We start from the raw sequence: 15,443 nt of genomic DNA on the forward strand, positions 1-15,443 counted from the left end.
ATGTCAAAAAAGATAAAAAAATTAGGGGTAATGACCTCGGGTGGAGATGCACCAGGAATGAATGCCGCTATACGATCTGTTGTGAGAACTTGTGCCTATCACAACATAGAATGCTATGGTATCTACAGAGGCTATGAAGGCATGATTGAAGGTGATTTCAAAGCCATGGATGCAAGAAGCGTGAAAGGCATCATCAATAAAGGTGGTACCGTTTTAAAATCGGCACGTTCTCAAGCCTTTAGAACTCCTGAAGGACGTCAACAAGCGTATAATCAATTAACGGCAGCAAACATCGATGGTTTGGTGACTATTGGTGGTGATGGAACCTTTACTGGTGCCATGATTTTTAACCAAGAATTCGACTTTCCAATTATGGGCATCCCAGGAACTATTGATAATGATATTTATGGGACATCACATACCTTAGGGTACGATACAGCATTAAATACGGTCGTTGAAGCTATTGACAAAATTAGAGATACCGCGAGTTCACATAACCGTTTGTTTTTTGTAGAAGTCATGGGTCGGGATGTTGGACACATTGCTTTAAACGTTGGTGTTGGAGCAGGAGCAGAAGAAATTTTAATTCCTGAAGAGGATTTAGGTCTTGATCGACTACTAGAGTCTTTAAGACGAAGTAAGCAATCTGGTAAATCTTCGAGTATCGTTGTGGTTGCTGAAGGTGATAAAATTGGTAAGAATGTTTTTGAATTGAAAGACTATGTCGAGGAAAATATGACAGAATATGAAGTTCGTGTCTCGGTTTTAGGCCATATGCAACGTGGCGGATCGCCTTCTTGTTTTGATCGTGTTTTAGCGAGTAGAATGGGTGTGAAAGCCGTTGAAAGTCTTTTAGAAGGTAAGACTAACTTTATGGTCGGTTTACTTAACGATAAAATAGCTTTAACGCCTTTGGATAAAGCAGTAAAAGGTAAATCTGAAATAAATATGGAGTTATTACGTGTGTCTGATATTATGACCACTTAATACGCCAAACAAAGCAAAATAATAATAGTAATAGAATACAAATCAAATTAAGATAAGATGTCAAATTTAAAATTAGGAATAAACGGTTTTGGAAGAATTGGAAGAATCGTTTTTAGAGCTACAGTAAAACGTGATGATGTAGATGTTGTTGCAATCAATGATTTATTGGATGTAGAACATTTAGCATATTTGTTGAAGTACGATTCAGTGCATGGAAATTTCGATGGAACTGTGGAAGTCAAAGACGGTCATTTAGTAGTAGACGGTAAAACGGTAAGAGTGACAGCTGAAAGAGATCCAAAAAACCTGAAATGGGATGAAGTTGGAACAGATGTTGTTGCAGAATGTACTGGAATTTTTACGACCCTGGAGACGGCCGATTATCATATTCAAGCAGGTGCTAAGAAAGTCGTTATTTCTGCGCCTAGTAAAGATGCACCAATGTTTGTGATGGGTGTGAACGACAATGAATTAACGGCCGATCATAAGATTGTTTCAAACGCTTCTTGTACAACTAACTGTTTGGCGCCTTTAGCTAAAGTAATCGATGACAACTTCGGATTAGAAGAAGGTTTAATGACAACGGTTCACGCTACAACAGCGACACAACTTACAGTTGATGGACCTTCTAAAAAAGATTATAGAGGTGGTAGAAGTGCTTTGTTAAATATCATTCCTGCATCAACAGGTGCTGCCAAAGCAGTTGGGAAAGTCATCCCTAAATTAAATGGCATTTTAACAGGTATGGCTTTTAGAGTTCCTACAGCAGATGTCTCTGTGGTAGATTTAACATTCAGAACTAAAGAAGAGACCTCTTTAGATGCGATTAAAGCGGCTTTTAAGAAGGCTTCTGAAGGTCCAATGAAAGGCGTGTTAGGATACACTGATGAGTTGGTAGTATCTCAAGATTTTGTGAGCGATGCACGTACAAGTATTTTTGATGCGGAAGCAGGAATCGAATTGAATTCTAAGTTCTTTAAAGTCGTTTCTTGGTATGACAATGAGTTTGGTTATTCCAATAAGTTGGTTGATTTAGCTCAAAAAGTAAACGCTTTATAATATTCATTTTAAATCCGTAGTTGAAAGCATGTCACTACGGATTTATTTTTTATTGTACTTATGATTTTAATTGTTGATAGCGGATCCACGAAATGTGATTGGATTGCCGTGGATAAAAATGGTGAGCAGCTTCATGAAAAGATCCGAACCAAAGGACTCAATCCTGCCATTTTAAAAGAAAAAAAGCTTAAAAAAATTATTCGTGAGAGTCAAGAGCTGATGCAGTTTAAGGATGATGTGAAATACGTCTATTTTTATGGTGCGGGCTGTGGAACTGACAAGCCAAGAACGATGTTGGCACATGTGTTACAATTTATTTTCTTGAATGCGCAAGTTGAGGTCCAAGAAGATACCATGGCAGCGGTTAGAGCTACTTTAAATCATGATAAGGAAGCTGCTGTCGTTTGTATTATGGGTACTGGTTCTAACTGTAGTTTTTTTAACGGCGAGCAACTAGTACAAAAAGTGCAATCGCTAGGTTACACCTTAATGGACGAGGCTTCTGGTAACTATTATGGTAAAGAACTTATAAGGGATTACTATTTCAATCACATGCCTGAGGATATTAAAGTAGCTTTTGAGCATAAATATAACCTAGATGCCGATTTTATAAAATACAATCTCTACAAGCAACCGAATCCAAATGCCTATTTGGCCACATTCGCGGAATTTATGTTTTTGAACAAAGATTCCGAATATATTCGAGAGTTAATTAAAAGAGGTATCCGCTTATTCGCCAAGAACATGATTTTTCAATATAAAGAGAAATTAGCTACTTGCCCTGTGCATTTTGCAGGTTCTATTGCGTTCTTTTCTGAAACAGAAATACGTGAAGTTGGTGAGGAAATGGGCTTTACAGTTGGTAATTTTGAACGTCGACCTATTGAAGGCCTTGTGAGCTATCACACCAATAAATTGTAGCTATGGAAATTGCCATTATAGCACATGACGGCAAAAAGGCTGAAATGGTTCAATTTTTAAATGAGCATAAGGCACAACTCTTACAAAAGAAAGTCTCACTTATTTCAACAGGAACTACCGGTAAGAAAGTAAAAAAGGCAGGCTTCGAAGTGGAACGCTTATTATCAGGTCCATTAGGAAGCGATGCACAAATAGCTGCTAGAGTAGCCGAAGGAAAATGTCAAATGGTATTATTTTTTAGAGATCCATTGGCCAAACATCCACATGAGCCAGATGTGCTGATGCTGATGCGATTATGTGATGTTCACGATGTGCCATTAGCTACAAACCCTGCGACGGCTGAACTCTTGATAAAGGCTATATAGTTCGTTTTAATGCTCTCAATACGATAACACTACAAACGATAGCCGTCATAGCTAATCCAATCGCTAAGCCTATTCTATCATAAATAAAATTTCCGATGGAAAACAAAGCGCTATACACACCTATTACACCAGCGAAAAAGCCAAGTATTTTCACACCAAACCCTTTAAATTTAGAGTTATTACCATAAATTAAACTATTAAAGGAGGCTAAAGTTTCAGCATCTGATGGCTTAGTTAACAAGGTGACAAGCATCCAGCCTATAGTCGTAACAACGACGCCAATGACCAATTGCCAATGACCAGCAATGACAACCATCGGTTGCTCCATTTTTCCATTTATAAAAAAGAAGACAGCTATCACAAAAGATATAAACATAGCCGCAATTTCACTATAAGGATTGATACGACTCCAAAACCAGCGGAGTATAAAAAGTAGCCCTGTACCTGCACCAATTTGTAAGAGTAAATTCAGAACTTCTCCAGCCGATTGCAAGAAAAAGGAAAATAGCGCAGCTAATATCATGAGTGATACCGTAGAAATACGCCCAATCAATACTTGGTCTTTGTCTGAGGCTTCTGGTTTTATAAAACGCTTATAGAAGTCATTAACAATATACGAGCTTCCCCAATTTAATTGTGTAGAAATGGTGCTCATAAAAGCGGCAATTAACGATAGTAATACAATACCTATTAAGCCCGAAGGTAAATACGTCATCATGGCGGCATAAGCAACATCTTCGCCTTGCATGGATTGAGATAATCCAGGAAACGCTTGATTGATACTTTCTAAATTTGGAAAGATAATCAGAGAGGCTAAACCTACAATAATCCAAGGCCACGGACGAATCGCATAATGCGCCACATTAAAAAATAAGGTTGCCCAAGACGCGTGCTTTTCGTTTTTAGCAGCCAACATTCGTTGGGCGATATAACCACCACCACCTGGTTCTGCACCAGGATACCAAGTGCTCCACCATTGTACTGCCAGTGGAATAATAAGCACGGTAATTAAGGCTTCCTTGTTACTGAAATCTGGAAGTAAAGCCAGCTTATCAGAGACATTCACATGAGAAAGTAAATTAGTAGCACCACCAATTTCTGGTAAATCTATGATGTATAATGTGGCCCAAACACTACCAATCATCGCGATAATAAATTGTATGAAATCGGTTATTAATACACCTTTGAGTCCGCCAAACGCTGAATATATCACAACGATAATTGAAGCGTATATGAGCATTTCACCTTGGGAGATACCCAATAAAATATTTGCAATTTTGGCACCAGCTAAACAAACGCCAGCCATCGTAATGACATTAAATATGACACCTAAATAGATGGCTCTAAAACCTCTCAGATAACTCGCTACTTTACCACTGTAGCGAAGTTCATAAAATTCGAGATCTGTTGTAATACCACTTCTTCGCCATAATTTCGCATAAAAAAAGACGGTTAACATCCCTGTTAATAACATGGCCCACCAAATCCAATTACCCGATACACCATTCTCTCTAACTAATTGTGTCACTAATCCAGGTGTGTCTGCTGCAAAAGTAGTAGCAACCATACTCACGCCTAGTAACCACCACGGCATATTTCGTCCTGAAAGGAAAAAGGCTTTAGAGTCTTTTCCCGCCTGTTTGGACACGTAAATACCAATACCTGCAAAGAGCAAAAGAAAGAAAATGATAATGGTCCAGTCCAGTGTTGAAATAGTCATAATCGTGATTTAGTATGATTAGAAAAACAAATCTAATATTAAAAATCAATAAAAAAAGACATTAGTGTGATCACTAATGTCTTTTATGGATAAAATTTGGTTGGTTAGATAATTATTTTATCCATGCTTTTCTTATGGCCGACTTTGAAAACCAAACTTGTAAGGCACAAACAGCGATAATGGTTAAAGGCATTATTTTACTAACACCTTCAATTTCGATGACATAATAAACCTGTTGCACCGTGGCACATAAAAAGGATATGATAAATAGGGTATAAGCCCATTTTTTCCTCATAAGTAGGCCAATACAAGCTAAAGTTCCTGCAAAAACAGCAATGGCAAAAATAGCGATATACCAAGCTGGATAATCATAATTCATTTCAAATTGTTGCTGTGGCTCCATTTTGGAAATCATTTCTTCAGTCATAAAGTGCATGGATAAATAGGCCATAACACCTAACAAGTTCCAAATGAGAATAATTACACTTACAATCCAAAACCACATAGGCGGTTTCGTGTTTGAATACGTTGTCATAATAAGATTGATTTAGTTAGTTAATAGCAACAATTTATAAAAATAATTAGTAAATAAACATAAAACCCAACCTAATTTTATGGAAACCATAAAATTACATCGGGTTTTAAACACTTAAAAATTATTAATGTTTTAATCTTCTACCACATGAAGAACAGGGGTTTTATTCACCCATTTTCCGTTTTTAGATTCTCCAAGAATTAATACGTCTTTCGTTTGTTCGTATTCTTTGATGGTTCGCATCATTTGTTCTTTGGTATCTCTGTGTAGCTTGATTCCGGTATTTTTACCTTTATTTCTTATTTCGATATAAAATCCGTCTCTGAATTTAATCGGTCTTGTTGGAGGTCTTCCCATGAATATGTATTTGTAGTAATAGTCTTGCATATTAATAAAAATATATTCAATATGCAAGCGAATTAAATTTAATTCAAAACTAATCTTTTTTAAAGCTCAAAAATTGAATAATTCATAAGATTTACTAATTGAAGTATAGCTGTCTGCTATACCAAAAAGTTTTCATATTTTTAGTGGCATCGCAATAGTTAACAGACATGAAACTACATAGAAAGAAAAAATCCTATCGTGCCTCCAATTTGCCTCCAGGAACGATGGCTTACAAAGGTAAAAAGCAGACAGTTACGACGAATATTGAGATTGTCAACTATTCCAAAGATCAGTATAAAATGTTTCATTCTAATAATGTTGAGGATGCCTTTAACTTTAAAGGGAACGATCATGTGACATGGATCAACATTAACGGATTGAATAATTTAGAAGATATAGAAAAGGTTGGACTACATTACCATCTCCATCCATTAACCTTAGAGGATATTGTTAATACCAATCAAAGGCCGAAATTGGAAGAATTTGAAAATTATTTGTTTATCGTTTTTAAGATGTTATATATTAAAAATGATGCTGACCTGCATTATGAGCATATGAGTTTGATTGTTGGGGAAGACTACGTGTTAACATTTCAAGAGGCTGATGGCGATGTTTTTGACGACTTAAGAGAACGTCTATCTACGGCTAAAGGGCGCATAAGAACGCAAGGCTCTGATTACTTAATGTATACGCTTTTAGACGCTATTGTCGATAACTACTTTACAGTGATTGAGGCTTTCGGAGATCGTGTAGAGGACTTAGAAAGCGCCTTATTCCAGTCTGAAAGCGCTAATAATGATACGCCTGGCGTTATTCAAGACTTAAAACAAGAAATCTTAAAAATGCGTCGCTCAATTTATCCATTACGAGAGGTCATCAACCGAATGGAAAAGACGGATTGTGTGTTTATTGAGGAAAAAACTCACAGCTATTTGAGAGATTTATACGATCATATTATACAAGTGAGTGAATCTGTAGATCTTTATCGTGAGATGATCTGGAGTTTGATGGATATGTACATGACCATCATAAGTAATAAAATGAATGAAATCATGAAAGTGCTGACCATTATAGCAACGATTTTCATACCGCTCACGTTTATTGCTGGTATCTATGGAATGAATTTTAAGAACATGCCTGAATTACGCACTGAAAACGGGTATTTTATACTTCTTGGCGTCATGTTCGTGCTCTTCATATTTATGCTAATCTATTTTAGGAGAAAGCGCTGGCTTTAACATCATTTGAGTGAATTGCCAATTCAGTGGAATAGGCCTATGGTCACTGAACTAATCAAGGACTATAATATCTTACTCAATCATATGTCTAAAGTCTTTAAAAAGACTAATGTTGGGTAATGCATTGATGTAACGCATCAATATTATGATGAAATGAGCTAATCTCATCAGCCCTTGTGTCATATATTGATTTTGACGTTTAGATAGGTCTACAACGTCCGAAAACATGTTAACCTAAACAAGCAAAATTTAAAATATGAAAGAGCAATTAAACACCGCATTTGCCAACTTATCAGAAAAATTAATGGGATGGCTCGATGCGATTATTCAGAACATCCCTAACCTTATACTGGCATTAATTGTTTTGGCTGCCGCCTACTTTGTAGCCAAATATGTGAATAAATTCACTTATAAATTGGTATCCAAGAAAGTGGACCAAGAATCCATTAGTAGCATGATAGCACGTATTTGTGCAGTGACGGTTGTTCTAATTGGATTATTCTTGGCATTGGGAATAATGGATTTGAGTAAAACCCTCACGTCTTTATTAACAGGTGCTGGTGTTGCCGGTTTGGTCATAGGTTTGGCTTTACAAGGCACATTATCCAATACGATTGCGGGAATTGTCATTTCATTCAGGAAAAAAATACAGATTGGGAATTGGGTAGAAACCAATGGTTTTTCTGGGGAAATCATCGATATCAATTTGAAAGATTTCACGATGAAAGAAGCAGATAACAACATTGTTGTGATTCCTAATAAGATGATTTTAGAGAATCCTCTTAAAAACTATTCATTGACCACTAAAATGCGTGTGTTTTTGGAGTGTGGTGTTGGATACGAATCTGATTTAGAAGCGGTTGAACGCATTACTAAAGAAACTATAGCGAATTCTTTTGAGCAGGTTGAGAAGGCTGAAGACGTCGAGTTTTATTACACAGAATTCGGTAGCAGCTCTATCAATTATCTCTGTCGATTTTGGATTGATGCCGAAAGTATGCTAGAGAAATTGCGTGCCAAAACCAGAGCTATTATTGAAATCAAAAAAGCCTATGATAAGGAAGGAATCAATATACCATTTCCAATTAGAACACTTGAATTTAATAATAAACTTTCCGTAGAAAGTCCCAATGGCATGGAAGAGAGTTTTTCTGAAAATTAAGATCAGATCTTGTGCGTCATTAGGATTAAAACATAATTGATATGAGCAAATAGGCTAAACTACTTATAACGATCTTTGATATATCAGTTTGAAAGTCAGACTAGAAACGAATTAAAATCATAGAAATCATGAAAAAATTAGTATGGATATTATTAGTGGCATTTACATTGAGTACAGCTTTTACAAGTTGTAGAGATGAGAAAACACCAGATGAAAAAGTGGAGGAAGCTGTTGATGATATGACAGAAGATTTAGAGGAAGCGTCAGATGATGTGAAGGATGCCGCAGAGGATTTACAAGATGAAATCGATGAAGCTGCAGAAGAGGCAGAGGAGCAAACAGACGATAACCAATAATAAGAGCACCATATTATGAACATAACCATTAAAACAACAAACATGAAATATTTAATATATACATTTTCTTTACTGCTGGTAACTGGAGCTTTTGCTCAAGAGCAACCAGTGGATAAAGTAAAGGAAACCAAAGTAAAAACCATTAAAACTAAAAAGAACGGTAAAACGGTCGAGAATAAAGTAAAAGTAACGACCACCAAAGAGCAAAAGGTCATGACAGACCCTAGCTATAAAGGTACCATAGATGCACCTCAAGTTTTTCCTGATGTGAAAGTGACCAAAACGGTGAGTATTGATAATGATCAGGATCCATTTTATGATTCCGAAGATAAAATTGTCTTTTATAACAAAAAAGACAAGAACTATAAGTTTCAATCAAACAAAAGAGGGTTCTTATTGTCTGATGCAAATAATGAGCGAGTTGGAAAGGCCATGCGTTCTTCTAATAGTCAATATTACATCTTAGATATCAATAATTACTCAGGTGTCGGTTATTTTAATAAAGACGGTAATTTTATCGTTGAATACTACGATTCTGACACAGATATGATGGTCGTTGAAGCCTTTGAAGTGACTTCAAAGTTTTAAAATTTAAATCGTAAACCAATAAAGAAAGTCTCGATCTATCGAGGCTTTTTTTTGTACTTTTAAATGAAAATAAGAACCTATGCCAACACCTACCTTTTCAAAAGAGATTCTCGAATTTTTTAAAAAACTCGAGAAGCATAATAACCGAGAATGGTTCAATGATCATAAGCAGTCTTTCAAGGCGATACAGTCTGATGCCAAAGCAACATATCAAGCTATTTACGACAACTTAAATAAACATGATGTTGTCGATAATTTTAAACTATTTAGAATTTATCGTGATGTGCGCTTTTCGAAAAATAAGTTACCCTATAAAACCCATTTTGGAGCCTCGTTCCATAGAAAAAAACCAGAATTAAGAGGTGGCTATTACGTACATATTCAACCAAATAATGAGTCCTTTATCGCTACAGGATTTTGGGATCCTAACAAAGATGATTTGTTGCGTATAAGACGTGAATTTGAACAAGATGATGAAGAAATTAGAAGCATCATTGGTGATAAAGACTTTAAATCGGTTTGGGGCGAATTTGTAGGTGATGAGTTAAAAACAGCACCTCGTGATTTTGACAAAGAGCATCCTGCGATTGACCTCATAAGAAAAAAGCAATTCATTTTTACCAAGACATATACCGATAAAGAAGTTGTTAGTGACCAATTTATTACCGAAGTGGATAACGCATTTAAAGCAATCAGACCATTTTTTGATTATATGAGTGATGTGCTTACCACCGATTTAAATGGTCAACCACTTATGTAATCTGGTTGATGGTGTAGGAGGTCCCATTAAAAGTGATGGTGTCTCCTACAGTTTTATTCATCAACAAGCTGCCTATGGGAGAAGATTTCGAAATTATAAAATAGTCTGTACCCTCAAAAGGAACCTTTCCTAAACTAATAGCCAAAAAGAATGTCGATGAATTGGTGAACACCACGCTACCTAAAACCACATGCTGGTGGGAGGTTTTAACTTGAATAAGTTTTAAAGTGTCTTGCATGTTATGCGCATCACTCAAGTATTGGGCATTTTTTTCAAGATCGTTAAAGAGTTTACCATTACCAGAATCATCGTCTTCATCGTTGGATTTATCATTGTTTTCTATGGCATCCTTGATGGTTTCAATTTCATCTTTATAACTCGCAATACGCTTTTGAACATGTAATTGACAGATTTCCAAAAGCTGTTCTTTCAATGATTTCATATGGCTTTAGCCAAAGGCTGATTGAATAGCTGAATATTACTTAATAGGCGCTCTTTTACAATCGTCATCATGCGCTTGTTTAAAGCTGAAGAATTCTGAATGTAAAGCTCATATTCTTCAACCGTAAATTGACCAATGATCATGCCTTTCAATGAATTTCGAAATTTCATATCCTTGTGAATGGCATTTTCAATATAAGCCAATTGTTTTTCTACTGATAAATCGTAAAATACATTTTTATGCTTTGCAATATAGTTGCGAAATACAACTACTAACAGATGATTTTGCATTTTGATAATTGGCCTTAACGTAGCATTTTGAAAGCATTCATCGGTGGTCATTGCCTCGTTTACTTGGGCAGAAGCAATAGTAGGGCGAATGGATTTTAAGTTTGTAGATCGATCATTCATGGCTTTAAATTTTATTAAAAATAAAAATAATGTATCTGCAATTCGTCGCATTATTTAGATGTTGTCAACGGTGTTATTAACAAATCAATTGTTTAAATTTTTACATTGAATTTTCCAATGCCTATTTACACCGAAAGGATGCATAAAAACTTATCTTTGAAGAATCAAGGTATTGAAGTCATTGACTTTTGAATTCATCACCATGTTGAACAAGTGTCACCTTTATGAGCTTCCTGAATAATAAAGCAACTAAATGTGGTCTTGAGTAGCGACTGAAAGCTACTTGATAAGAACGATGCAATGACCTCTAAATTTTAAATAAACATGAGATTTCATACGAGAAAATGGGTAAAACCCGAAGATTTAAATCCGAACCAGACCCTTTTTGGTGGCCAGCTTTTAGCTTGGATTGACGAGGAAGTCGCTTTGTACACGGTAATTCAATTAGAAAATCACAAAATTGTCACCAAGTACATGTCGGAAATTAATTTTATGGCGTCAGCGAAACAAGGTGATATCATTGAAATTGGTATCGAAGTGGTAAAATTCGGTAAATCGTCCATGACCTTAAAATGTGAAGCTAGAAATAAAATGACGAGAGAAACCATTCTCACCGTTGACAATATTATCATGGTCAATTTAGGACCTGATGGGAAACCAAAACCACATGGCAAGACTCAAATTGAATATGTGAAAGATCGACTAGACCAGTAATTATTCAATGATACCTGCTTGGAGTTCGAAGACTTCCAAATCGAAATAGGGAACGGCCGCTAATGCATGGTCAAAAATATCAGACATGATATATTCATAGTTTTCCCAACGTTTATCACTACTAAAGCAATAGATTTCTAAAGGCAAACCTTGAGGTGTTGGTGCTAATTGTCTCACCATAATAAACATCTCTTTGTTGACTGCCGAATGCTGTTCGATGTAGGTTTGCAAGTATTTTCTAAAAACACCTAAATTGGTCATATTCCGACCGTTAATCAAAACAGATTTGTCGACATTTTTAGCTTCATTGGCGGCATTAATATCTTTCTGTCGTTGCGCCAAATAATCGGTAATCAACTCAATTTTTTTAAGCTTTTCAATATGATCGTTATCCAAATATTTTATGGATTTAGCTTTAAGAATAATTGATCGTTTGATACGTCGGCCACCCGATGATTGCATGCCTCGCCAGTTTTTGAAGGAATCTGCAATAAGCGCATACGTTGGAATATGCGTGATGGTCATATCAAAATTCTGTACTTGAACCGTAGACAAATTTATTTCAATAACATCACCATCCGCTCCATATTTTTCCATCGTAATCCAATCACCAATACGGACACTGTCATTAATAGCCACTTGAATACTCGCAACAAACCCTAATATCGTATCCTTAAATATGAGTAACAGTATGGCTGAAGCCGCACCTAAGGTTGTAAAGAATTTTAAAAAAGACAGATCAATAAGTATCGCTAGAATCGAGGCAATTCCTATGATCCATATGAACAACATAGCGACCTGAATGTAACTATCTATGGGTTTATCTTTAAGTCGTGGTAAGGTTTTAAAATACGATTCAAAGGTTTTTAAAATACTTCTGATGATCCAAACCGTTAATACAATACCATAGACTTTCAGCAACATTAGGATATAAACCTCAAATTGTGGAAAATCAAAAAATACAATTGGAAATAACTGAATGGTAAGAAATAATGGTACCAAATGCGCAATGCGTCTGGGAGCGCGATGGTTTACCAATAAATCGTCAAAATTAGTTTTAGTTTGTTCTGAAAAACGTCCGAAGAAATTAATCAACAATCGTCTAGTAATCCGATCAGCAATGTAAATGATGATGATTAAAACAATGAGTAAACAGAGCATATTGAAATACTTCGCTGTCATTTCGGACATGCCAACAGAGACAAAATAATCGTAGAAAAAACACTGCACTTTTTCCATTTATTTGGCGGGTTTCAGATATTTCTTTTCTATATAAAAAGTACCAAAAGGTATGATGGAGGCTACTAATACAATAATCAAGGTTCGGCGATCCCAATTCAATTCTTGGCCAATCATAATAGCTAAGACTATATAGGCTAGAAACAGAATTCCATGAGGCATCCCTAACATTTTAACGTAGCTAGGATCATTAGCAAGATACTTTATAGGCGTTGCGATAAATAGCAATAAGATGTAGGATACACCTTCTAGTAAAGCCACAATTCTAAATGTGTTCAACAAACTAAACATAAGGTTTTAAAATTTATGCAAAATTACCTTATGTGAATGAACCTAGCTAGTATTTAACAACTTTTTTAGTAACAGAGGTATCAGAATTTAACTCTGAAAACTCTAGAAAATAGATTCCTGAATCTAATGATTCCGTTTGGATGGTATTATTGCCTTGTTGCAAAGTCTGACGGTTGATTAATTTACCATCCACACTATACATAGTCATGGTTTTCACGTTAGATGAATTAATATGTAGTGTGTGGTTAAATGGTACAGGATACACTGATAAGGCTTCAGCCAAAAGCTGAGAGTCTTCGCTCAAGGTGTTATCAAAATACTGAAGTGCGAGATCAAAAGCATCATTACCGATTTTATGCCCTATAATTCGGCCTCTTATATCATCGATAGGCGGATGAATACCACCCCAAATTCGCGATAAACTCGTTTGATCTGATGCATCTTGATAGGTAGCCCATTGCAAGGTCATATTTTGTGTTGGACCCACTTCAAACACTAAGAAGTTATTTTGTTGAATATCAAAAGTGCCCATACCTCCTGGGAAAAAAGAATCTCCAGTTAATCTCGTCAGCGTTTCAGCTGCGGCTCTTGAGAAGGTTGAATGACCCGATAAATAACCCGCAAACGGTGGTGTTACAAAAGTACCGCGTTGGTAAGGCCACCAGTGTGTACCTAAAATCCAATCTACACCTGCCGTATCTGTGCTAGGATCAGTGATAAAATCTGGACCTTTCCATGCTTTAATTTTTATACGGTCAACATTTTCGTTACTAGCGCCACTTAGCGGATCTGTATCTGTGATCAATTCAATAAATCCAGGAATTAACGGGAGTCCGTGAGGATCATAGCTCGGCAAACTCGCATCACTACTTTGTCCTTTTCCAGCCATGTATCGAATAGCAGAAATCGGTCTTAAATAATCGTAATAGCCTTTGATACCCCAAGTATTTACAGCTGCATCGTGCATGGCACCTCCTAAACTTAAATACCCTTTAACGTCCCATTCCAAATCACTCACAATAGCTCCTTGTCCGCCAATTTTTTTAACGAGTGCTGGATGGTCATTTACATAATTTAAAATTGTAAACCAGTGTCCAGGTGGAGTTTCCGAATCTGGACCGTCTGCCCAAAATTCAGCTAAAACTCTGGCGTAATCAGAGCGCTTGACCATTTGTGGCGTATAAGGCATTCCTGTGGCTGGATTGAGCGGATGTCCGCTACTGGAATCGCCACCATTGGTAAAATCATAAAAATTCTGATACTCTTGAAACGTTTGAGGTAGATTATTAAAATCAAAATTTCCAATAGATGCGGGTGAAATATCAATCATTGTTGGATCGTTCGGGTCTAAGTGCGCTGACCATGAGGCTACTAAAGCAAAATGCCATTTGTAGGGATCATCAATACCATCTTCATTCGAGTTTTGAATGTACACAGGAGGTCCTGGGTCATTATAAACATACCAATCGAATCCATTATTGTTAATAATATCCAAATCGTCACTAGATAGCGCGAAAGGTGTAACGCTTCCCCATTCCGGACTTAAAAAAGGCGGTGTATTGATAGGGTATTCGTTTCCACTCTGATCTACAAAAACATCAAAGGCTAGTGGTTGCCAATAGGCAGGATCAATATCATTGGTTTCGTAATAGTTTTGTAAAATCAACGGCGGATTTGATGGCGTGTAAAACTGATTGGTGTAGCCGTTTTGTTCGTTGGAATTATCCTGTAAGCCAAAAGCAATCATTTCACTGGCTAGGTAATTTCCTAAGGCTGCATAAGAATTGGTACTGTAATCTGTAGATACAAAACTAGGATCATATCCATAAGACGTAAACAGGGCATCAAATTGATTAAGTAAGGCCAAACCACCAGGTGAGTTTTCAAAACGATGATTGAGCAAGCGGTAAACCGCATAACTCATCATTTCATGTCTGGCAGCGTCAACATCAGTAGGTGTTGCAATACCATTAAACGTACAGTTATACCCACCAAAGTTCTTGCCTAAAAAAACCGTCGTTGCCTGACTATCAAAAATAGCCCAAGAATCATACATCAAAACAGACGTATGAAACAAGTTTCTAGCATGCACAGTAGGTCGCGCGAAATCAGCTCGTATGGCAGTTAATAGCATTTCATTCCAATCTCTCGCAACAGTGTGTTGCGCGTTAGAAAATGAAAAACCGATTAAAAATAGGAGTAGTGTAATTTTTTTCATAGTCATCAATCATAGGTAATCAAAAATAAAAAACATTTTTAAATAGGCACT

The 15,443-nt window shown here is 36.4% G+C and carries 18 protein-coding genes; 10 read left to right on the forward strand and 8 right to left on the reverse strand.

Going from position 1 to position 15,443, the window contains the following annotated elements:
- From pfkA to ACU8DI_RS06285, 4 genes are read left to right on the forward strand one after another with little or no spacing between them, the layout of a single operon-like run.
- On the forward strand, positions 1-987 hold the full coding sequence (pfkA, locus tag ACU8DI_RS06270) for a 6-phosphofructokinase (RefSeq protein ID WP_447111904.1): 987 nt from the start codon (positions 1-3) through the stop codon (positions 985-987).
- A 57-nt stretch (positions 988-1,044) separates the two neighbouring features.
- Positions 1,045-2,046, forward strand: coding sequence for a type I glyceraldehyde-3-phosphate dehydrogenase (gene gap / locus ACU8DI_RS06275; protein WP_447111905.1), 1,002 nt, complete (start codon positions 1,045-1,047; stop codon positions 2,044-2,046).
- Between the two features lie 60 nt (positions 2,047-2,106).
- On the forward strand, positions 2,107-2,967 hold the full coding sequence (locus ACU8DI_RS06280; RefSeq protein ID WP_447111906.1) for a BadF/BadG/BcrA/BcrD ATPase family protein: 861 nt from the start codon (positions 2,107-2,109) through the stop codon (positions 2,965-2,967).
- Between the two features lie 2 nt (positions 2,968-2,969).
- The gene (locus tag ACU8DI_RS06285) at positions 2,970-3,332 is read left to right on the forward strand and encodes a methylglyoxal synthase (RefSeq protein WP_447111907.1); all 363 of its coding nucleotides are present in this window, start codon (positions 2,970-2,972) and stop codon (positions 3,330-3,332) included.
- Here the strand turns inward: ACU8DI_RS06285 and ACU8DI_RS06290 are convergent.
- From ACU8DI_RS06290 to ACU8DI_RS06300, 3 genes are all read right to left on the reverse strand, one after another.
- A complete protein-coding gene (locus ACU8DI_RS06290) occupies positions 3,325-5,052 on the reverse strand; it encodes a sodium:solute symporter family protein (protein WP_447111908.1) in 1,728 nt (575 codons plus the stop codon). The genes ACU8DI_RS06285 and ACU8DI_RS06290 overlap by 8 nt on opposite strands.
- A 112-nt stretch (positions 5,053-5,164) precedes the next feature.
- Positions 5,165-5,587, reverse strand: a complete 423-nt coding sequence (locus ACU8DI_RS06295; RefSeq protein WP_447111909.1) for a hypothetical protein — start codon at positions 5,585-5,587, stop codon at positions 5,165-5,167.
- Between the two features lie 132 nt (positions 5,588-5,719).
- Positions 5,720-5,974, reverse strand: coding sequence for a hypothetical protein (locus ACU8DI_RS06300; protein ID WP_447111910.1), 255 nt, complete (start codon positions 5,972-5,974; stop codon positions 5,720-5,722).
- A gap of 167 nt (positions 5,975-6,141) precedes the next feature.
- Between ACU8DI_RS06300 and corA the strand changes: the two genes are divergently transcribed.
- The 5 genes from corA to ACU8DI_RS06325 all read left to right on the forward strand — a co-directional run bounded on the left by corA (position 6,142) and on the right by ACU8DI_RS06325 (position 10,078).
- Positions 6,142-7,212, forward strand: coding sequence for a magnesium/cobalt transporter CorA (gene corA / locus ACU8DI_RS06305; protein WP_447111911.1), 1,071 nt, complete (start codon positions 6,142-6,144; stop codon positions 7,210-7,212).
- A 256-nt stretch (positions 7,213-7,468) separates the two neighbouring features.
- The gene (locus tag ACU8DI_RS06310; protein ID WP_447111912.1) at positions 7,469-8,374 is read left to right on the forward strand and encodes a mechanosensitive ion channel family protein; all 906 of its coding nucleotides are present in this window, start codon (positions 7,469-7,471) and stop codon (positions 8,372-8,374) included.
- A gap of 128 nt (positions 8,375-8,502) precedes the next feature.
- On the forward strand, positions 8,503-8,730 hold the full coding sequence (locus tag ACU8DI_RS06315) for a hypothetical protein (protein WP_447111913.1): 228 nt from the start codon (positions 8,503-8,505) through the stop codon (positions 8,728-8,730).
- Positions 8,731-8,772: 42 nt separating this feature from the next.
- Positions 8,773-9,318, forward strand: coding sequence for a hypothetical protein (locus ACU8DI_RS06320; protein ID WP_447111914.1), 546 nt, complete (start codon positions 8,773-8,775; stop codon positions 9,316-9,318).
- A gap of 79 nt (positions 9,319-9,397) precedes the next feature.
- Entirely contained in the window at positions 9,398-10,078 is a 681-nt protein-coding gene (locus ACU8DI_RS06325; protein WP_447111915.1) for a DUF2461 domain-containing protein, read from the forward strand.
- On the opposite strand, the gene ACU8DI_RS06330 is transcribed toward ACU8DI_RS06325, so the two are convergent.
- Entirely contained in the window at positions 10,071-10,520 is a 450-nt protein-coding gene (locus ACU8DI_RS06330) for a transcription elongation factor (protein ID WP_447111916.1), read from the reverse strand. The two genes, ACU8DI_RS06325 and ACU8DI_RS06330, sit on opposite strands and share 8 nt — an antisense overlap.
- Positions 10,517-10,930, reverse strand: a complete 414-nt coding sequence (locus tag ACU8DI_RS06335) for a glyoxalase (protein WP_447111917.1) — start codon at positions 10,928-10,930, stop codon at positions 10,517-10,519. Before ACU8DI_RS06335 ends, ACU8DI_RS06330 begins: the two co-directional genes overlap by 4 nt.
- Before the next feature lie 324 nt (positions 10,931-11,254).
- Here ACU8DI_RS06335 and ACU8DI_RS06340 point away from each other — a divergent pair, with 324 nt between their 5' ends.
- The gene (locus tag ACU8DI_RS06340; RefSeq protein WP_447111918.1) at positions 11,255-11,644 is read left to right on the forward strand and encodes an acyl-CoA thioesterase; all 390 of its coding nucleotides are present in this window, start codon (positions 11,255-11,257) and stop codon (positions 11,642-11,644) included.
- Here the strand turns inward: ACU8DI_RS06340 and ACU8DI_RS06345 are convergent, their stop codons facing one another.
- Genes ACU8DI_RS06345 through ACU8DI_RS06355 form a run of 3 tightly spaced genes read right to left on the reverse strand, consistent with a single transcriptional unit; the run spans position 11,645 to position 15,392 of the window.
- Positions 11,645-12,883, reverse strand: a complete 1,239-nt coding sequence (locus tag ACU8DI_RS06345) for a mechanosensitive ion channel family protein (protein ID WP_447111919.1) — start codon at positions 12,881-12,883, stop codon at positions 11,645-11,647. It lies immediately after the preceding gene.
- Positions 12,884-13,174 carry a DUF3817 domain-containing protein gene (locus tag ACU8DI_RS06350; protein ID WP_447111920.1) on the reverse strand — a complete coding sequence of 97 codons (291 nt, stop codon included), beginning with the start codon at positions 13,172-13,174 and terminating at the stop codon, positions 12,884-12,886.
- A 46-nt stretch (positions 13,175-13,220) separates the two neighbouring features.
- Positions 13,221-15,392, reverse strand: coding sequence for a T9SS type A sorting domain-containing protein (locus ACU8DI_RS06355; RefSeq protein ID WP_447111921.1), 2,172 nt, complete (start codon positions 15,390-15,392; stop codon positions 13,221-13,223).
- Between the last annotated feature and the right edge of the window lie 51 nt (positions 15,393-15,443).

The sequence above is a fragment of the Psychroserpens sp. BH13MA-6 genome (assembly GCF_052983595.1).